This is a genomic window from Curtobacterium sp. AC268 (genome assembly GCF_979258745.1).
Window position 1 is genome coordinate 1,538,435 of record NZ_OZ409878.1, and the last position, 18,801, is coordinate 1,557,235.

16 protein-coding genes and 1 pseudogene are annotated in these 18,801 nt (G+C 71.3%); 7 read left to right on the plus strand and 10 right to left on the minus strand.

The window, feature by feature from the left end:
* Positions 1 to 2: 2 nt before the first annotated feature.
* From ACZZ9K_RS07225 to ACZZ9K_RS07245, 5 genes and pseudogenes are all read right to left on the minus strand, one after another.
* Entirely contained in the window at positions 3 to 1,322 is a 1,320-nt protein-coding gene (locus ACZZ9K_RS07225; RefSeq protein ID WP_463443693.1) for an O-acetylhomoserine aminocarboxypropyltransferase/cysteine synthase family protein, read from the minus strand.
* Positions 1,322 to 2,362: an LLM class flavin-dependent oxidoreductase gene (locus ACZZ9K_RS07230; RefSeq protein ID WP_463443694.1), complete on the minus strand. Its 1,041-nt coding sequence runs from the start codon at positions 2,360 to 2,362 to the stop codon at positions 1,322 to 1,324. The genes ACZZ9K_RS07225 and ACZZ9K_RS07230 overlap by 1 nt, the downstream gene beginning before the upstream one ends.
* Before the next feature lie 86 nt (positions 2,363 to 2,448).
* Positions 2,449 to 3,447 (minus strand): ATP-grasp domain-containing protein, encoded by a 999-nt coding sequence (locus tag ACZZ9K_RS07235; RefSeq protein ID WP_111091130.1) that lies wholly within the window; start codon positions 3,445 to 3,447, stop codon positions 2,449 to 2,451.
* 250 nt (positions 3,448 to 3,697) lie between these two features.
* Entirely contained in the window at positions 3,698 to 4,078 is a 381-nt protein-coding gene (locus ACZZ9K_RS07240; RefSeq protein ID WP_463443695.1) for an MmyB family transcriptional regulator, read from the minus strand.
* 44 nt (positions 4,079 to 4,122) lie between these two features.
* Positions 4,123 to 4,539, minus strand: a pseudogene (locus ACZZ9K_RS07245) (helix-turn-helix domain-containing protein); the annotation flags it as partial.
* Between the two features lie 101 nt (positions 4,540 to 4,640).
* On the opposite strand from ACZZ9K_RS07245, the gene ACZZ9K_RS07250 reads away from it, so the two are divergent.
* The gene (locus ACZZ9K_RS07250) at positions 4,641 to 5,381 is read left to right on the plus strand and encodes an SDR family oxidoreductase (protein WP_463443696.1); all 741 of its coding nucleotides are present in this window, start codon (positions 4,641 to 4,643) and stop codon (positions 5,379 to 5,381) included.
* A gap of 160 nt (positions 5,382 to 5,541) precedes the next feature.
* Here ACZZ9K_RS07250 and rsmA read toward each other — a convergent pair whose 3' ends face one another.
* The 4 genes from rsmA to rsmI form a co-directional block, all read right to left on the minus strand.
* On the minus strand, positions 5,542 to 6,393 hold the full coding sequence (rsmA, locus tag ACZZ9K_RS07255) for a 16S rRNA (adenine(1518)-N(6)/adenine(1519)-N(6))-dimethyltransferase RsmA (protein WP_111030773.1): 852 nt from the start codon (positions 6,391 to 6,393) through the stop codon (positions 5,542 to 5,544).
* 2 nt (positions 6,394 to 6,395) lie between these two features.
* Positions 6,396 to 7,328, minus strand: coding sequence for a TatD family hydrolase (locus ACZZ9K_RS07260; protein ID WP_463443697.1), 933 nt, complete (start codon positions 7,326 to 7,328; stop codon positions 6,396 to 6,398).
* Entirely contained in the window at positions 7,325 to 8,893 is a 1,569-nt protein-coding gene (gene metG, locus ACZZ9K_RS07265; RefSeq protein ID WP_463443698.1) for a methionine--tRNA ligase, read from the minus strand. Before metG ends, ACZZ9K_RS07260 begins: the two co-directional genes overlap by 4 nt.
* A gap of 134 nt (positions 8,894 to 9,027) precedes the next feature.
* Positions 9,028 to 9,849, minus strand: coding sequence for a 16S rRNA (cytidine(1402)-2'-O)-methyltransferase (rsmI, locus tag ACZZ9K_RS07270; protein WP_463443699.1), 822 nt, complete (start codon positions 9,847 to 9,849; stop codon positions 9,028 to 9,030).
* 65 nt (positions 9,850 to 9,914) lie between these two features.
* Here rsmI and ACZZ9K_RS07275 point away from each other — a divergent pair, with 65 nt between their 5' ends.
* Positions 9,915 to 11,546, plus strand: a complete 1,632-nt coding sequence (locus ACZZ9K_RS07275; protein WP_440227892.1) for a dolichyl-phosphate-mannose--protein mannosyltransferase — start codon at positions 9,915 to 9,917, stop codon at positions 11,544 to 11,546.
* Between the two features lie 109 nt (positions 11,547 to 11,655).
* Here ACZZ9K_RS07275 and ACZZ9K_RS07280 read toward each other — a convergent pair whose 3' ends face one another.
* Positions 11,656 to 12,318: a TetR/AcrR family transcriptional regulator gene (locus ACZZ9K_RS07280; RefSeq protein WP_463443700.1), complete on the minus strand. Its 663-nt coding sequence runs from the start codon at positions 12,316 to 12,318 to the stop codon at positions 11,656 to 11,658.
* A gap of 171 nt (positions 12,319 to 12,489) precedes the next feature.
* Between ACZZ9K_RS07280 and ACZZ9K_RS07285 the strand changes: the two genes are divergently transcribed.
* The 5 genes from ACZZ9K_RS07285 to ACZZ9K_RS07305 all read left to right on the plus strand — a co-directional run bounded on the left by ACZZ9K_RS07285 (position 12,490) and on the right by ACZZ9K_RS07305 (position 18,784).
* Complete coding sequence (locus ACZZ9K_RS07285; RefSeq protein ID WP_138801794.1) at positions 12,490 to 14,031, plus strand: MFS transporter; 1,542 nt, start codon at positions 12,490 to 12,492, stop codon at positions 14,029 to 14,031.
* 296 nt (positions 14,032 to 14,327) lie between these two features.
* Positions 14,328 to 15,188 carry a sulfurtransferase gene (locus ACZZ9K_RS07290; RefSeq protein ID WP_463443701.1) on the plus strand — a complete coding sequence of 287 codons (861 nt, stop codon included), beginning with the start codon at positions 14,328 to 14,330 and terminating at the stop codon, positions 15,186 to 15,188.
* 63 nt (positions 15,189 to 15,251) lie between these two features.
* Positions 15,252 to 16,319, plus strand: coding sequence for an NAD-dependent epimerase/dehydratase family protein (locus ACZZ9K_RS07295; RefSeq protein ID WP_463443702.1), 1,068 nt, complete (start codon positions 15,252 to 15,254; stop codon positions 16,317 to 16,319).
* Between the two features lie 4 nt (positions 16,320 to 16,323).
* Complete coding sequence (locus tag ACZZ9K_RS07300; protein ID WP_463443703.1) at positions 16,324 to 16,854, plus strand: ATPase; 531 nt, start codon at positions 16,324 to 16,326, stop codon at positions 16,852 to 16,854.
* Between the two features lie 91 nt (positions 16,855 to 16,945).
* Complete coding sequence (locus ACZZ9K_RS07305) at positions 16,946 to 18,784, plus strand: thioredoxin domain-containing protein (protein WP_463443704.1); 1,839 nt, start codon at positions 16,946 to 16,948, stop codon at positions 18,782 to 18,784.
* The last annotated feature ends 17 nt before the right edge of the window (positions 18,785 to 18,801 follow it).

An 18,801-nucleotide genomic window follows, 5' to 3' on the forward strand; every position in this document is an offset into this window, starting at 1 on the left:
ACCTATCCCGCTGCGGCTGCCGTGAACCCCCGCGCCAGGTCCGCGGTGATGTCGTCGATGTGCTCGAGGCCGATCGACAGGCGGATGAGTCCGTCCCCCACCCCGGCGGCTGCCCGCTCGGCGGAGGTCATCTGCACGTGGGTGGTCGATGCCGGGTGCACGACGAGCGATCGGACGTCACCGAGGTTCGAGACGTGGTCGAACAGCTCGAGCGCCGCCACGAACCGTCGGCCCGCGGCGACCCCGCCGGCCAGGTCGAACGACAGCACGGCCGACGGTCCCTTCGGCACGTAGCGCTGCTGCAGGTGGTGCCACGGCGAGTCCGGCAGGCCGGCGTAGTGCACGTGCTCGACCTGGTCGTGGGCGTCGAGCCAGCTCGCCACGGTGGCGGCGTTCGACACGTGCCGGTCCATGCGGAGCGACAGCGTCTGGATGCCCTGGAGCACCAGGAACGCGTTGAACGGTGCGATCGCGGGCCCGAGGTCGGCGGACAGCTTCGAGCGGGTGCGCTGGATGAACGCCCGTCGCCCGAACTTGTCGGCGAAGTTCGTGTTCGCGAACCCGGACTGCTCGGTCGTGGCCAGCTGGGGGTAGGCGTCGGCGTGGGCCGCCCAGTCGAAGTTCCCGCTGTCGACGATGAGCCCGGCGATGGCGCTGCCGTGTCCGGCCAGGTACTTCGTCGCGGAGTGCACGACGATGTCGGCACCGTGCTCGATCGGGCGGACCAGGTACGGCGTCGCGATGGTGTTGTCGACGATGAGCGGCACACCGGCCTCGTGCGCGACCCCGGCCACCCCGGCGAAGTCCAGGACGTCCCCGCGGGGGTTCGGGATGGACTCGCCGAAGAACGCCTTCGTCTCCGGACGCACCGCCGCCGCCCACTCGGACAGGTCGGTCGGGTCCTGCACGAACGTGAAGGTGATGCCGAGGTCCCGCAGGGTCGAGGCGAACAGCGTGTAGGTCGCGCCGTACAGCGAGGCGCTCGACACCACGTGGTCACCGGCGCGTGCGACACCGAGCACGGCCAGCGACGTCGCCGCCTGCCCGGACGCCAGCGCCAGCGCACCGATCCCGCCCTCGAGGTCGGCGATCCGGCGCTCGAGGGCTGCCGCCGACGGGTTGTTCACCCGCGTGTAGGTGTGGCCGGGGGCGTCGAGCATGAAGCGCGCGGCGGCGTCCTCGCCCGACGGGTAGACGTATGCGGCGCTCTGCGCGATCGGCGGCACGTTCGCGCCCCAGCCCGGATCGGCCTTGAAGCCGGCGCGGATCTGGCGGGTCTCGAACGCCCAGCCGTCCTCGGCGTTGGTCGGCGTGGCCGCCATCAGGACTGCGCCCCGACCGACTGCCGGACGAGCGGGATGACCTGCTCGCCGAACCGGTCCATCTCCTCGAGCTGCGGCGAGAACTGCAGCAGGAGCGTGTCGACGCCGGCGTCCTCGAACTCCCGGATGCGGTCCGCCACCTGCGACGGCGTCCCCACGAAACCGGGGCGCAGGCCGCGGTTCGACACCGAGTAGTCCTCGAGTGAGGGCACGTGCTCGAGCTGCGACTTCGAGATGAAGTCCTGGTACGACGCGTACGCCTTGCCGTGCTGCACGTCGGTGATCCGGGCGAGCTCGGCCTGCGCCTCTTCCTCGGTCTCGCGCACGATGACGTACGCGGCCATGCCGAACGCCTCGAACGGCGGCAGGCCGGCGTCGACGCGGCGCTGCTTCATCTCGTCGATCTTCGCGCGGAGCTCCGGGGCCGTGCCGCCGTGCGTGACGTAGGCGTCGGCGTACCCGGTGATCGCGGCCTTGCCGGCCTCGCTCTCCCCACCGGCGTAGATGCGCGGCGTCACGCGGGGCTTCGGCTCGAGGTGCGCGTTCTCGATGTCGTAGTACTCGCCCGAGAACGAGTACGGGGTCTCGCGCCACAGGCCCTTCATGACCTCGACGAACTCCGCGGTGCGCTTGTACCGGTCGTCGTGCTCCGAGAAGATCCCGCCGTACTGCTTCGCCTCTTCCGCCCACCAGGCGCTCACGACGTTGAAGGTGAACCGGCCGCACGAGATGTCGTCGATCGTCGCCGCCTGCTTCGCCGTCACCGCGGGCAGGTGGTACCCGGGACGCATCGCCGCCATGATCTCCAGGCGCTCGGTCGTCGCCGCGATGGCCGCCGCGAGCGACCAGGCCTCGAGCGAGGGCGCCGCCGTGCCCTTGATGTCGTTGAGGTTGAGCTCCGGCACGAGCGTCAGGTCGAAGCCGATCCGCTCGGCGCGCTGCGCCAGGCGCTTCACGTAGTCGAAGGTGACCGGCATGTTCTCGTTGTCGACGTTGCGCAGCCAGCCGCCGAAGAGCGGGGTCCAGTATCCGAATCGCACGTTGGTTCCTTGGGGGTGTGGGAAAGGCGGACGGGAGGCCCGTGGCGGGCCCGCCACGGGCCTCCAGTCCGGTGGTTCTTGCGTTCTCAGGCCGTGAGCTGCGCCGCGTACTGCGTCTCCAGCAGACCACCGAGGTACTTCGCGATGGAGCGCGGGCCGGAGGCCGGCGCGGACTCCTCGACCGCGGGGTTGTAGTTCGTGTTCGTGTTGATGTCGTAGACGACGGTGCGGCCGTCCGTCGTCTCCATGAACTCGACGCCCGCGATGGTGATGCGCTGGTCGGCGAGGAACGTGCGGAGCTGCTGGACCAGCGGGTGCTCGGCGGTGATCTCGGTCCGGACGGCGAACGCCGGGGGTGCACCGACGGTCTCGGTGCCGGGGACGTCACAGACGGCGCCGGCGATGACCTGCGGCACCTCGCACGCGTCGGCGGGGCAGAGCTCGAAGCTGCCGGCGCTGGTGTCGACGCGGACCGCGTACACGAACTCGCCGCCGACGAACTCGACGCGGGTGATGAAGGGCTCGCGGGCCGTCAGGTACTCCTGCAGCAGGGTGATGCCGTCGACCGGCGCCTCGAACTCGGGGCTGTCGACGTAGGCGTCGAACTCGGCGAGCGAGTCGAACCGCCGGACGCCCAGGCCCTTGCCGCCCTGGTTGTGCTTCGTGATGAAGGGGACGTCCTGCCCGTCGGTGAAGGTGCGGGCGGCGTCCTTGAGCGTCGTCGTGCCGAACACGGCGGTCGTGCGTGGCACGTCGAACCCGGCCTGCTGCAGGAGACCGTGCTGCGCGACCTTCGACACCTCGAGTTCGAGCACGTGGCTGCCGCCGACCACCTGGCGGCCGGCACGCTCGAGCCATCCGAGGACCGCCCGGGTGTACTCCTTGCTGTGCTCGTGGCCGCGGGTGTGGGAGCTCGCGGACATGCGGCTCCAGTAGACGCCGGGTGCCGGCTCGGCCGCGAGGTCGATCTGCCCCTCGGTCAGCAGGATCTCCTCGACCGGGACGCCCTCGGCTTCGAAGGCGGCGGCGAGCGGGGGGAACCACTCGGGGTTCTCGTGGATGACGTACACGCGCGGAGTGCTCACGCCCCCACCCTAGGCACGGTATACCGCACGTGCCCAAGTGTGTGACGTGGCGTTGCTTCGCGGCGGCGGGGGCGGGGGCGGGGGCGGGGGCCGCACGGTGCGCGCTGGTCCGGTCGGTGCGAGGTTGATCGCTCGGTGACGGACTGTAGGGCGGCACCAAGCGGTCAACGATGTACGGGCTCACCAACCTCGCACCGTGCGGGGTCGACCAACCTCGCACGAGCCGAGCGAACCCGCACCGTGCGACGCGTCAGCCGGCGAAGGTCTGCTGTCCGACGACGCCGAGGAGCTCGAGCTTCTGCGCGTCTTCCGATCCTGCAGGCGCCGTGAACAGCAGCAGTGCCTGCGCCTGGTCGTCGGTGTGCAGCACCTGGCAGTCGACGGTGATGCGGCCGAGCTCCGGCTGCACGATCGTCTTGTTGTCCGACCAGCGCGTGGCCACCTCGTGCTTGGCCCAGAGGTCGCGGAACTCCGCGCTGCGAGTCTGCAGCTCGGCGACGAGTTCGGTCGCCCGGCGGTCGCCCGGTCCCGCGAGCCCGACAGCCGCCCGGAGCGACGCGACCACCACCCGCCCCAGCCGCTCGTGCTGCTCGGGCGCGTACTTCGCGAGTTCCTCCCCGTCACGAACCACCGCCACGCCTGGTACCGCCGGTTGCCCGGCAGGTCGACCGAGCTGCTGAGGAGCGCCGCCGCGAGCCGGTTCTCGACCAGGGTCTCGCCCAGGTGGCTGACGACGATCGCCGGGGTGTCCTCGAGCCGGTCGAGCACCCGCAGGATCGCCGGGTCGACGTGGTCGGCGCGGTGCATCCGGGTCGGGGCGTTCTGCCCGGCCAGGTGGAACAGGTGGTCGCGCTCGTCGAGGCTGCAGCGCAGGGCCCGGGCGATCGCGGCGATCATCTGCTCGGACGGCTGCGGTCCGCGCTGCTGCTCGAGTCGCGTGTAGTAGTCGACGGACATGCCGGCGAGGGCAGCGACCTCTTCACGGCGGAGCCCCGGGGTCCGGCGACGCGGCCCCTGCCCGAGACCGACGTCCTCGGGGCGCAGCAGCTCACGTCGACGGCGGAGGAAGTCGGCGAGCGCGGCACGGTCCATGGATCGATCATCGTCCGCTTCCGGCCCGGGTGCCAGGGATCGCCGATCCCCCGATGACCGCGCTCTGGTTGCGACCCTGTCCACGGAGCATCGTGGTGGTCATGGACATCACGAACTCCACCGTCTTCATCCCCGGCGCGACCTCGGGCATCGGTCTCGCGCTCGCCCAGCGCCTGCAGGCCGCCGGCAGCACCGTCGTCATCGGCGGCCGTCGCCAGGCGCTCCTCGACTCCCTCGCCGCCGAGCACGGCTTCGGCACCGTGCAGATCGACGTCGCCGACGCGTCGTCGATCGAGGCCGCTGCCACCTCGGTGCTCGAGGCCCACCAGTCGCTCGATGCCCTCATCACCATGTCGGGGATCATGCGCGACGAGGACCTCCGCGACCCCGAGCACATCCACGACGCCCTCGAGCTCGTCCAGACGAACCTGGTCGGCACGATCCGGCTCATCGACGCGTTCCTGCCGCACCTGCTCGCCCAGCCCTCGGCCACCCTGATGACCGTCACGTCCGGTCTCGCGTTCGTCCCGCTCACCGCGTCGCCGACGTACAGCGCGACGAAGGCCGGTGTGCACGCCTACACGCAGGCCCTCCGTGAGCAGCTCGTCGGGTCGTCGCTCGAGGTGCTCGAGCTCGCCCCGCCGGCCGTCATGACCGACCTGATGGGCGGCGCCGACTTCGGTGGGATGCCGCTCGACGCCTTCGCCGACGAGGTCATGGCGCTCATCGAGTCCGGCGCTGCCCCGGAGATCCTGGTGCAGAACGTGCACCCGCTGCGCTTCGCCGAGCGGAACGGCAACCACCAGCAGATCCTCGAGATGATGGCGTCCCGCGAGCACTGAGTCGGGCGACGGCCCACGTTCGCACGGTGCGAGGTTCCGTGTTCGGTGCGAGGCACTTCGGCTCGCACGGAACACGGAACCTCGCACCATCGCGGGCACGCGGCACGCGGCACGCGGGGCGCGGGCGTCACGCGGATCCGGACGCGGAGCGGGGAACGGACTACTCCGCAGCCGCCAGGACCGTCCGCCCGAGCCGCACGAAGTCGTCCACACCGATCGCCTCACCCCGGGCGGTCGGGTCGATACCCGCCGCCGTCAGGACCTCGGACGCGTGCGCACTGCCGCCGAGCACCCCGGACAGGCTCTGCCGCAGCATCTTGCGTCGCTGCTGGAACGCCGCGTCCACCAGCGTGAACACCCGCGACCGCAGGAGCTCGTCACCCGGCGGCTCGTGCCGGTCGAACGCCACCAGGACGCTGTCGACGTTCGGCACCGGCCAGAAGACCTGCCGGCTGACCAACCCGGCGGTGCTCCACGACCCGTACCAGGCGGCCTTGACGCTCGGCGAACCGTAGACCTTGCTGCCGGGGCCCGCGGCGAGCCGGTACCCGACCTCGGCCTGCACCATCACGAGCGACCGCTCGATCGACGGGAAGGTCGCGAGCAGGTGCAGCAGCACGGGCACGGAGATGTTGTAGGGCAGGTTCGCGACGAGGTGCGTCGGCTCGACGTCGAGGTCCGCGGCGGCGACGGTCATGGCGTCCTGCTGCACGACCGTCAGCCTGGCGTCGGGCTGCATCGACGACACCGTCGACGGGAGCTTGGCGGCCAGGCGCTTGTCGATCTCGACCGCGGTGACGGGTGCGCCGGTCTCGGTGAGCCCGAGCGTCAACGACCCGAGCCCCGGGCCGATCTCGAGCACCCGTGCCGACGGGGTCACACCGGCGACCGACACGATCCGCCGCACGGTGTTGGCGTCGTGCACGAAGTTCTGGCCGAGCTTCTTCGTCGGGGTGACGTCGAGTTCGGCCGCGAGCTCCCGGATCTCCGCCGGGCCGAGCAGGGCGCCCACGACTACTCGTCCACCGTCACGGGCTCGGCGTCCCACGCGCCGTAGACGAGCTCGGTGTTCGAGGCGATCTGGGCCGCGAGCATCGAGGCGTCCGTGCCGAGCGTCTCCGCCATCGACCGCAGGGTGAGCGGGATGAGGTACGGCGCGTTCGGGCGGCCACGGAACGGGGTGGGCGTCAGGAACGGCGCGTCCGTCTCGATCATGACCAGGTGCCGCGGCGCGACGAGCAGCGCTTCACGCAGCAGTGCGGCGTTCTTGAACGTCACGGTGCCGGCGAACGACATGTACCAGCCGCGCTCGGCGCAGAGCCGGGCGAGGTCCGGGCCGCCGGAGAAGCAGTGGAAGACGGTCCGCTCCGGGGCACCCACGCGGTCGAGGACCTCGACCACGGCGTCGTGCGCGTCACGGTCGTGGATCGTCAGCGCGAGGTCGTGCTCCTTCGCGATGCGGATGTGCTCCTCGAACGAACGGACCTGGGCGTCGCGGCCGTCCTCGCCGGTGCGGAAGAAGTCGAGGCCGGTCTCACCGATCGCACGGACCCGCGGCAGCGCGGCGAGCCGTTTGATGCCGGCGAGGTGCTCGTCGAGCAGCCCCTGTTCCTGCAGCACGGGCGCTTCGTTCGGGTGCAGCGCGACGGCTGCCAGGACCCGGGGCTCCCGAGCGGCGATCGACGCGGACCACTCCGAGGTGGCGAGGTCCGTGCCGACCTGCACGACACCGCGCACGCCGACGCTCGAAGCACGGTCGAGGTGCTCGCGGTACTCGAGCGGACCGTCACCCCCGTCGCCGACACCGTCGGCGATCTCCATGTGGGTGTGGTTGTCGTACACCGGCACGACGAGCGCCTGGGGCAGCGGCGGGTACGTCAGGTCGCGCTTCGAGCCACCGGACCCCCCGTCCCCGCGGGACCGGACGTGCGACTCGGCGTCGGTCACGCGGAGACCTGCTCGATCCGGGGGAACAGCCCGCTCTCGAGCGGCACCACGTGCGACGCTCCCTGCCACTCGAACGCGCGGTCGACCCGCTGCTCGGCGACGGACCCGCCGGCGCCGATCGAGGCCCAGAGCTTCTCGGTCGCCTTCGGCATCACCGGGGACAGCAGGACGGTCACGGTGCCTAGGCCGCGGAGCGCGGTGGTCAGGACCGTGCCGAGGCGCTCGCGGTTGGCGTCGTCCTTCGCCAGGGCCCACGGCGCCTGCTCGGTGATGTACCCGTTCAGGGCGTCGACGAGCTCCCACACGACGGCGATCGCCTCGTGCGGGGCGAAGGCCGCGATGGCGGCGTCGGCACGCTCGGTGACCGACACGGCCAGGGCGTCGATCGCCTGGTCGGACTCGGTCAGCGCACCGCGCTCCGGGACCTCGCCGTCGCAGTACTTCTGCAGCATGGCGACCAGGCGTGACGCCAGGTTGCCGTAGCCGTTCGCGAGCTCGGCCTGGTACCGCGCCGAGATGTCCTCCCAGCTGAAGTTGCCGTCCTGCCCGAAGGTGATGGCACGCAGGAAGTAGTAGCGGAAGGCGTCGGACCCGAACGTGTCGGTGATCTCCGACGGCGCGATGCCGGTCAGCTTCGACTTGGACATCTTCTCGCCGCCGACGAGCAGCCAGCCGTGGCCGAAGACGCGCTCCGGCACCGGCAGCCCGGCGGCCATGAGCATCGCCGGCCAGATGACAGCGTGGAAGCGGGCGATGTCCTTGCCGACGATGTGCACGCTCGGCCAGAGGCGCCGGAACGCCTCGTCGTCGTCGGTGCCGTAGCCGAGCGCCGTGACGTAGTTGAGCAGGGCGTCGAACCACACGTACAGCACGTGGTCGCTGTCCCACGGGATCTTGATGCCCCAGTCGAAGCTGGAACGCGAGATCGACAGGTCGCGGAGCCCCTGCTTGACGAACGAGATGATCTCGTTGCGGACGCTCTCGGGCTGGATGAACAGCGGGTTCGACTCGTACAGGTCGAGCAGGCGCTGCTCGAAGTCGGACATCCGGAAGAAGTAGTTGCGCTCGGCGAGCACCTCGACCGGGATCGAGTGGATCGCGCAGACCTGCTGGCCCTCGTACGCACCGGTGCCGGCGACCAGGTCGCTCGGCTGCTTGTACTCCTCGCAGCCCACGCAGTAGAAGCCCTCGAACTCGCCGGCGTAGATGAAGCCGTCGTCGTAGAGCTTCTGCAGGAACGCCGTCACGCCGCGCTCGTGTCGTTCGTCGGTGGTGCGGATGAAGTCGTCGTTCGCGACGTCGACCGTGTCGAGCAGTGGTTTCCAGGCGTCGTTGACCAGCCGGTCGGCCCATTCCTTGGGCGAGACGTCGTTCGCCGAGGCGGTGCGCAGGATCTTCTGCCCGTGCTCGTCGGTGCCGGTGAGCAGCCAGGTGTCGTCACCGCGCTGCCGGTGCCAGCGCGCGAGGAAGTCCGCGGCGACCTCGGTGTAGGCGTGCCCGATGTGGGGCACGTCGTTCACGTAGAAGATCGGCGTGGTGATGCTGAACGAGGACCCGGCGGACATGCGGACCATCCTACGGGCGCACGGAACCCCGATGACGCGTGCGGCGGTGGACTGTGGAGAACCGGGTCCGGGAGGCCCGTGACGGGCCCGCCCCGCGCCTCCAGACCGGCGAACGGGAACGTGACGAGCCCCGCTCAGCGCGCCGCGAGCGCCCCTTCGTACAGGTCGCGCTTCGACAGCCCGGTCGCGTCCGCGACCGCCGCGGCGGCCTCCTTCATGCGCATGCCGGCGGCCACCCGCTCGAGCACCAGCCGCACGCCGTCGTCGATCGTGGCTTCTTCGGCGGCCTCTGCCGCGCCGGCGACGACGATGCAGATCTCGCCCCGCACACCCTCGGACGCCCACGTGACGAGTTCGTCCAGCGGCCCGCGACGGACCTCTTCGTAGAGCTTCGTGAGCTCGCGGCAGACCGCGGCGCGGCGGTCGCTGCCGAACCCGACGGCCATGTCCGCCAGGGTCTCGGCCAGCCGGTGCGGCGACTCGAAGAACACCATCGTCCGCTGCTCCCCAGCCAGCGCCTGGAACGCCCGGCGGCGCTCCCCGGCCTTGCGGGTCGGGAACCCTTCGAACGTGAAGCGGTCGGTGGGCAGCCCGGACACGGCGAGCGCCATGAGCACGGCCGACGGCCCGGGCAGGGCGGTGACGGTGACGCCGGCGGCCGCGGCGGCCTCGACGAGCGGGAAGCCCGGGTCGCTGATCGCGGGCATGCCGGCGTCGGTGAGGACGACGACGTCCTCGTCGCGGGCGAGCTCGACGACCTCGGACGCCTTCGCACGTTCGTTGTGCTCGTGCAGGGCGATGAGCCGCGGACGGTTCTCGATGCCCAGGGCGCGCATCAGGTGGATGGCGGTCCTGGTGTCCTCCGCCGCGACGACCGTGGCGTTGGAGAGGGTCTCGACGAGACGGCGCGAGGCGTCCCCGAGGTTGCCGATGGGCGTTGCTGCGAGGACGATCACGCACCCATTGTCCCCGCACCCCAGTCGCAGCGCGGACATACGGTCGATCCGTAGGATGCTCAGCGATGACCAGCGAGCTGACCGACGACCGCACGGCCGTGCCCGACGGGCCGGTCGGCTCGCGCCTGGACGACTGGTGGGGGCGGGTGCTCTCCACGTCGCAGCGGGTCGCCGTGTGGCGGTGGACGGGTCCGCTCGCGGTGACGCTCCTCGCCGCCGTGCTGCGGCTGGTGAACCTCGGCACCCCCCACTCGCTCGTGTTCGACGAGACGTACTACGTCAAGGACGGCTGGTCGATCGTGCACCTCGGGTACGAGGGCACCTGGCCCGCGAACCCGAGCGGTGACACCGCCCCGACGACCGACGACCGGTTCGTGCGCGGTGAGACGGACATCTTCACGAGCGCCGCGGAGTTCATCGCGCACCCGCCGCTCGGCAAGTACCTCATCGGCCTCGGGATGCTGCTGTTCGGGGCGGACAACTCGTTCGGCTGGCGTTTCACGGTGGCCGTGCTCGGCATCGCGACGGTGTTCCTGACCGCGGTGATCGCCCGGTCGCTGTTCCGTTCGACGATGATCGGCACGCTCGCCGGCTTCCTGCTCGCGATCGACGGGCAGGCGATCGTGATGTCGCGGGTGACGCTCCTCGACGGCATCCTGACCTTCTTCGTCATCCTCGGGTTCGGGGCGCTGCTGCTCGACCGTCGGCAGGGTCAACGGCGGCTCGACGAGTGGGTCGCCGCCCGCGCCGCCGCCGGGCGGACCACCCTGTGGGGGCCGGTGTTCTGGTGGCGACCGTGGTTGTTCGCGATGGGCCTGGCCCTGGGGCTGGCAGCGGCGACGAAGTGGTCGGGGGTGTACTTCCTGGCGTTCTTCGCCGTGTACTCCGTGCTCAGCGACATGATGATGCGCCGCCGCGCCGGGGTCGAGTTCTGGTCGTCGAGCGCGCTGCTGCAGCAGGCACCGGTGTCGTTCCTGCTGACCGTGCCGATCGCCGCGGTGACCTACGTGGCGTCGTGGACCGGCTGGTTCGTGTCGAAGGACGGATGGGACCGCAACTGGCTGTCCTCGGGCGGCGAACGCTGGACCGGGCTGCTCGCCTGGGTGCCGGACGGCCTGCAGAACTGGTGGCACTACCAGTCGGAGATCTACGCCTTCAACATCGGGCTGCACACCCCGCACTCGTACCAGGCGAACCCGCTGCTCTGGCTCGTGATGCAGCGCCCCACGTCGATGTTCTACGTCGGCACCGACGCCGGACAGGACGGCTGCTGGGCGAACCGCTGCGGCGAGGCGATCACCGGCATCGCGAACCCGTTCATCTGGTACGCCTCGGTCATCGCCACGGTGGCGCTGCTCGTGCTCTGGATCCTGCGCCGGAAGTGGGAGTACGGCTTCGTCCTGCTCGGCGTCGCGGCGGGGTACCTGCCCTGGCTGATGTACGTCGACCGGACGGTGTTCCAGTTCTACACGATCGCCTTCGAGCCCTACATGGTGATGGCGCTGGCCGCCGCGATCGGGTTGGTGCTCGGCAGGCGGAGCGACGAACGGTCACGCAGGTCGCGGGCGATCCTGTGGGTCGGCGTGTACCTGGGCGTCGTCGTGCTGGCCTCGGTCTACTGGTACCCGATGTGGACGGCGATGCAGGTGCCGTGGGACTTCGTCCGGTCGCACTACTGGGTCCCCAGCTGGCTGTAGCCGGTCTGGCCGGGCTCGCCGCGCCCGTTGCGCTGGGCGCTCTGGTGGCGACCACCGCCGGACTGGAGGCCCGTGGCGGCGCCGCCACGGGCCTCCAGTCCGTCCCTGGTCAGGACTGCGCGTGCAGCGCGCGCTCGATCGACTCGCGGTCCAGCGGGTCGCCGAGCATCGGCGCGGTGTCGTCCGTGCCCGGCAGGACGCCCTGGATCAGGAGTTCCGCGTAGCGGCGCCAGGCGTCCGGGTCGTGTTCGCGGGTGGCGTCGGCGACCGCACCGACCATCGCGGTGAGCATCGGCAGGTCCCGGTAGTCGAAGCCGGGGCGGACGACGCCGGCGGTCTCGGCACGGCCGATGATCGCGGCGACCTGGCGTTCGAGCCGGTCGCGCTCCTGCACGATGGACGGACGGGCCTTGCCGGCACGGACGATGGCGTCGGCGAGGGCTCGGTCGCGTGCACGGAACGCGAAGACGCCCATCAGGTAGACGCGGAGCGCCTCACGCGGGTCGGAGACGTCCGCGGCGCGCGCTGCGGCGTCGTTCATGGCCTCGAACTTGGCGGCGAGCAGCGCCTCGATCAGGGAGTCCTTGTCGGCGAACCGTCGGTAGACGGTGCCGACCCCGACGCCGGCCTCGTGCGCGATGTCGTTCAACGTGACGGAGAGCCCGCGCTCGGCGAAGCACTTGCGCGCCGTCTGCAGGATCAGCTCGCGGTTGCGCGCAGCGTCGGCGCGCAGCGGTCGCTCGAGGTCGGACACGGAGTCGGTGGTGCTCACGATCCGACCGTAGTTGCACTTTCTGGGAACAAGTGGATGCCCTCCTTCCGTTTCGGTCTACACTGACCACAAACGGATGCCTCGCATCCGGTTTCGTCACCACCACATCTCGGGAGTGCCCGACGGCGCGCACCTCCACCCCACCCTCCAACCTTCTCGAAGGAGGCTGCCGTGACGGCAGAACACACCGTGCCGACCCCCACCGGGACAGCACCCACGACTCCGGGCACCACCCCCGCCAAGAGCAACCACCGCTGGATCGCCCTGGCGGTCATCGCCCTCGCACAGCTGATGGTCGTGCTCGACGCGACCATCGTGAACATCGCCCTGCCCTCGGCTCAGGCCGACCTGGACTTCGGAACCGACCAGCGACAGTGGATCGTCACCGCGTACTCGCTGGCGTTCGGCTCGCTGCTGCTGCTCGGCGGTCGTCTCGGCGACCTGTTCGGCCGCAAGAACACCTTCATCATCGGGCTGGTCGGCTTCGCCGTCGCCTCGGTGCTCGGCGGCCTGGCCGACTCGTTCGGCCTGCTCGTCGCGGCCCGTGCGCTGCAGGGCGTCTTCGGCGCACTGCTCGCCCCGTCCGCACTCGGCATGCTGACCACCACGTTCCGCGACCCCAAGGAACGCGGTCGCGCGTTCGGCATCTTCGGGTCCATCGCCGGCTCCGGTGCGGCCATCGGTCTGCTGCTCGGCGGCGTGCTGACCGAGTACGCCTCGTGGCGCTGGTGCCTCTACGTCAACGTCGTCTTCGCCGTGCTCGGCGTGATCGGCGCCCTCGTCTTCATGGAGAAGCCGCCGAAGGTCGAGCGTCCGCGCATCGACGTCCTCGGGGTCATCACCATCACGCTCGGGCTCGTCGGCGTCGTCTACGGCTTCTCGAACGCCGAGACGAACGGCTGGGACTCCCCCGTCACGATCGCCATGCTCGCCGGCGGTGTCGTGCTGATCGCCGCGTTCGTGTTCATCGAGACCCGCGTCGCCCACCCGCTGCTGCCCCTGCGCGTCGTGCTCGACCGTGACCGCGGCGGCTCGTTCATCGCGATCGGCCTGGTCGCGATCGGCATGTTCGGCATCTTCCTGTTCCTGACCTACTACCTGGAGCAGACCCTCGGCTTCAGCTCGCTGCAGACCGGTCTCGCGTTCCTGCCGATGCCGCTGTCGATCATGATCTCGGCGACGCAGATCGGTGGCCGCCTGCTGCCGCGCGTCGGGCCGAAGGTGCTCATCTTCGCCGGCGGCCTGGTCGCCGCGACCGGGCTCCTCCTGCTGCTCCGCACCGACCTGGACAGCTCCTACGCGGGCACCGTCCTGCCGGCGCTGATCGTGATCGGCCTCGGCATGGGCACGATCTTCTCGTCCGCGATGAACACCGCGACGACAGGGGTCGCCCGGGCCGACGCCGGTGTCGCCTCGGCGACGGTGAACACCATGCAGCAGATCGGTGGCTCGATCGGCACGGCGCTGCTGTCGACGATCTTCGCCGACGTGGTGTCGAACAGCCTGTCCGGGCTGTCCGCCGCCCCGACGAAGCTGCAGCAGGCCCAGGCCACGCTCGACGGCTACCACGTGGCGTTCGGCATCTCGGCCGGCGTGCTCGTGCTCGTCGCCCTGGCCGGCGGACTGCTCATCAACCGGCAGTCGGTGCGGGTCGAGCGGCTCGCACGTGCCGGGTCCGCCACGACCGGGAGCATCCCCGCCGCGGCGCACTGACGCTGGCGGTTCGCTCCGCGTCTTCGGCCCGTTCCGGTTCTGCCGGGGCGGGCCGTCGTGCGCGCGGGGCGGCGGGGGCGGCGACACCCGTTCCACGACGATCCACCTGTCGAACGACGCGTGCATCGTCGAAGGATGCGCACACAATCGGTGCCCGCGCATGTTCCGACAGACCACTCGTCGAACGACTGGTGGATCGTCGATCACTGCCCACGCATGCACCCCGTCCCACCCCCGGTTGCGCCGTGTGTCCACGACTCTGGCCCACGTCAGGGGTGCGGATTATGGTTTGCGGCATGGCCCCCGTCCTGACCTCACCACTCGTGTCGACGCAGTGGCTCGCAGACCACCTCGGTGCTGACGAGCTCGTCGTGCTCGACGCCTCGGTGCACACGGTCGGGGCCGGGTTCGACACCACCTGGCTCCCCGGGCGGAACGCCCACGAGCAGCGCGGCCACGTGCCCGGTGCCCGCTTCGCCGACCTGATCGACGACTTCTCCGCCGCCGATGCCGACGTCCCGTTCACCCGCCCCGGCGCCGAGCGCTTCGAGGTCGCCGCGGCACAGCTCGGCGTGACGAACACCTCGACCGTCGTGGTCTACGACGACAGCGTCGGTGAGTGGTCGGCACGCCTGTGGTGGATCTTCCGTTCGTTCGGCTTCGACTCGGTCGCGGTGCTCGACGGTGGCTTCACGAAGTGGCGCGACGAGGGCCGCCCGGTCCGCGTGGGCGCACTCCGCACGCCCGCGACGCCGTCCGACCCCGATGCCGGTGCGTTCCTGGCCGGCGAAGAACGTGCGCTCTGGGCCGACCACGACCGTGTCACCCGAGCGGTCTCCGGCGAAGAGCCGGCGTCCCTGGTGTTCGCCGCGCCCTGGGCCGCCCTCGGCGACGACCACCCGCCGATCGTGCCGGGCAGCAACCCGATCACGGCGGACACCCTGGTGGACCCCGAGACGAACGCGTACCTGCGCGGTGCCGAACTCGAGCGGGCCTTCGCCGCGGTGATCGGTGCCGACGAGATCGTCACGTACTGCGGGGTGGGCAGCGCCGCGTGCGTCGATGCCCTCGCCCTGACGGTGCTCGGGCACGACCGGGTGAAGGTCTACGACGGTTCGCTCGCCGACTGGTGGCGGCACGAGCAGCTCGCCTCCTGACGGAACCGATCGCGGAACGACGACCCCGTCTGGCCGACGGCCCTGCCGCACTACCGTTGCACCATGAGCACCAGACGCGCGGTCATCCTCGGCGGCACCGGCGGGATCGGCTCGGCCGTCGCACGTGCGCTCCTCGACGCCTCCGGCCGCGGCGGCGACGACTGGCAGGTGGACGTCCTGGCACGCCGAGGCGGCCCCACAGCCGATGCGCTGACCGCTTCCGGCGCCACGTTCACGTCCGGCGACCGCCGCGACCGTTCCGTCCTGCGCGACCTGCTCCGCCCCGGAGCCGACCTGCTCGTCGACACCGTCGGTGCGACGCGCGACGACGCCCAGCAGCTCCTGCCGTTCCTCGACGACGTCGGCTCGACGGTCTTCGTCTCGTCCAAGGCCGTCTACGCCGACGAGCAGGGCCGGCACGCGAACTCGCTCGACAAGCCGGTGTTCGGCGGCGCGGTCACCGAGATCCAGCCCACGGTCACCGCCGGGGACGGTGACCCGACGAGTCGTGACGGGTACGGCGCCGCGAAGGTGGCGGCCGAACAGGTCCTGCTCGACCACGGCGCCCCGGTCACCGTGCTCCGCCCGTCGAAGGTGTACGGCGTCGGCATCGGCCGCCCGCGGGAGTGGTTCGTCGTCCGCCGTGTGCTCGACGGCCGGGAGCGCATCCTCCTCGCCGACCACGGCCGCGGCATCGACCACACGACGGCGGCGAGCGGCATCGGTTCGCTCGTCCGACTCGTCGCGGACGCACCGGACCGCCGGATCCTCAACGTCGCGGACGCCGCTGCCCCGACCGTGCTCGAGATCGTCCGCACGATCGCCGGGCACCTGGACCACCGGTTCGACGAGGTCCTGCTCGACGAGGACGCGCCCGCCTTCGTGGGTGGCACGCCCTGGTCGTCGCCGTCGCCGTTCGTCCTCGACACCACGGCAGCGCGTGCCCTGGGTTGGGAGCCTCCGGAGTTCCGGACCGCCGTCGCCCCGGAGCTGGCATGGCTGGTCGAGACCGCGCACGCGACCCCTGCCGATGGCGACGTCCCGTGGGCCGACGACCCGTTCTGGGACCACATGTTCGACTACGGCCCCGAGGATGCGGCGCTCGCGCTCCTCTCCCTCAACCTGGGCTGACACGATGCTCCGATCCGAGGTCCTGTTCATCGGCGGGCGTTCCGGCGTGGGCAAGTCCACGGCGGCCGAGGCACTGCACGACCTGCTCGTCGCGGCGGACGTCCGGCACGCGGTGATCGAGGGCGACGTGCTCGACCTCGCCCACCCTGCACCGCACGTCGAACACCCCGAGGCGCACCTGGCCGAACGGAACCTGGCCACGATCTGGGCCGGCTACCGGGCGATCGGTCACCACCGGCTCGTCTACACGAACACCGTGTCCGTGCTCGAGCACGAGCGCCTCGCGGCGGCGATGGGCGACGATCCGCTGGTGCGCGTCGTCCTGCTCCGCGCATCCGACGACGCGACCGCCGACCGGCTCGCACGACGAGCGGGTGGTGCGGTCCCGCAGGCGCAGCTCGCGCACAGCACGCGGACGGCCGGGAGGCTCGACTCGGCCACCGCGGACACGGTCACCCGGGTGGACACCGACGGCCAGAGCCCCGCCCAGGTGGCCGCACGGCTCGCGTCGATCACGGGGTGGCTCGAGCGCTGATCTCCCCGCTCGGCCTGTGCAGAGCGGGCGTCCCGTCCACAGATGTCCCCGGGCGGTGGTCCGCCCAGTCGCGGGCGGGCACGCTGGAGCCATGAACGACAACCGCCTCGGCACCTCGGTCAGCCCGTACCTGCGTCTGCACGCCGACAACCCCGTCGACTGGCGCGAGTGGGGTCCCGAGGCGTTCGCCGAAGCACGCGAGCGCGGGGTCCCGGTGCTGGTGTCCGTCGGGTACGCCACGTGCCACTGGTGCCACGTCATGGCGCGCGAGAGCTTCGCCGACCCGGAGATCGGCGAGCTGCTCCGGCGGGACTTCGTGTCGGTGAAGGTCGACCGCGAAGAACGGCCGGACGTCGACGCGAGCCTGATGGCCTCGGCGAGTGCGTTCACGCAACAGCTCGGCTGGCCGCTGACGACGTTCCTGACGCCCGACGGCCACGTCTTCTTCGCGGGGACGTACTTCCCACCCACTCCGGTCGGGCAGGTCCCGGCGTTCCGGCAGATCCTGGCCGCGGTGCTCGACGCCTGGACCGAGCGTCGGCACGAGGTCGACGCGAACGCCTCGGCCATCGCGACGGCGATCCGGCAGGGCGCCGTGGCGGACGCTGCCACCCGTTCCGGCGAGGGCGGCGCCGGTGCCGGAGCCGACCCGGGCCTCCCGTCCGTCGACGCCATCCGGGCCGTCACGGACCAGCTGTCCCGGGCAGAGGACACCACCTACGGTGGTTTCGGCGGCGCGCCGAAGTTCCCGAGCACACCGCTGCTCGAGTTCCTCGCCGATGCGGCGGCCGACGGCGACGCCGAAGCCGACGGGCTGCTCGACCGGTCGTTGCACGCGATCCGCGCGTCCGAGCTGACCGACGCCGACGGCGGCGTCTTCCGGTACGCGACCAAACGCGACTGGAGCGTGCCGCACTACGAACGGATGCTCTACGACAACGCGGGGCTGCTCGCGGTCGCGGGGGCCGAGCAGGCCCGCGGCATCGCCGACTTCCTCCGGCACACCCTGCGCCGTGCCGACGGGGCGTTCGTCGCCGCGCAGGACAGCGAGTCGACCATCGACGGCCGTCGGGTCGAGGGCGAGTGGTACCGCCGACCGGTCGCCGAGCGCGCCCGGCTCGACCCGCCACCGCTGGACGACCAGGTGCTCACGGGCTGGAACGGCCTGGCGATCCGGGGGCTGGCGATCGCCGGCGCACGGCACGGTGATCCGGAACTCGTCGCGCTCGCGCGGGCAGCGGCCGACGCGGTCCTCGCCGCCCACGTGCAGGACGACCACGTGACGGCGCGGTCCAGCACACCGCGCGGGGCGTCCTCTGCTCCGGCCACCGTCGAGGACGTCGGACTGCTCGCCGAAGGGCTGCTCGAACTGGCCCTGGTGACGGGCAAGGTCTCCTACGCGACCGTCGCACGCTCGCTGGTCGACGACGGCCTGGCCGAACGCTTCGACGTCGACCCGGTGCTCGCCGCCGCGGGGACGGCCACGGGCGAACAGCCGCAGACCGCGATGCGGTCCGGCACCGTGGCGCTGGCGTCGGCCGCCGCGACGCTCGGGGCGCTCACGGGCCACGGGGCGCTGCGGGTCGCCGCGGCACGACTCGTCGCCGACCGCGCCCGCACCGGGACCGAGCGACCCCTCGGTCACGCGGATGCCCTCGGCGTCGCCCTCGCGCTGCAACGGCCGTCGCGCGAGATCGTCGTCGTCACGAGCGGCATCGACGACCCGATGCGGGCCGTGGCACACCGTGCTCGGCGCCCCGGCACGGTCGTCGCCACCACCACGCCGGAGCAGGCACGCGACTGGGCCGAGGCGGGGTTCTCGTTGTTCGAGGGTCGCGACGTGCTCGACCCTGCCGCGTACGTCTGCCACGACCGGGTGTGCGAACTGCCGTCCCGGTCGGCGGACGCCCTGGCCCAGCAGATCGCCTGACGCACCAGCCGCCCGGC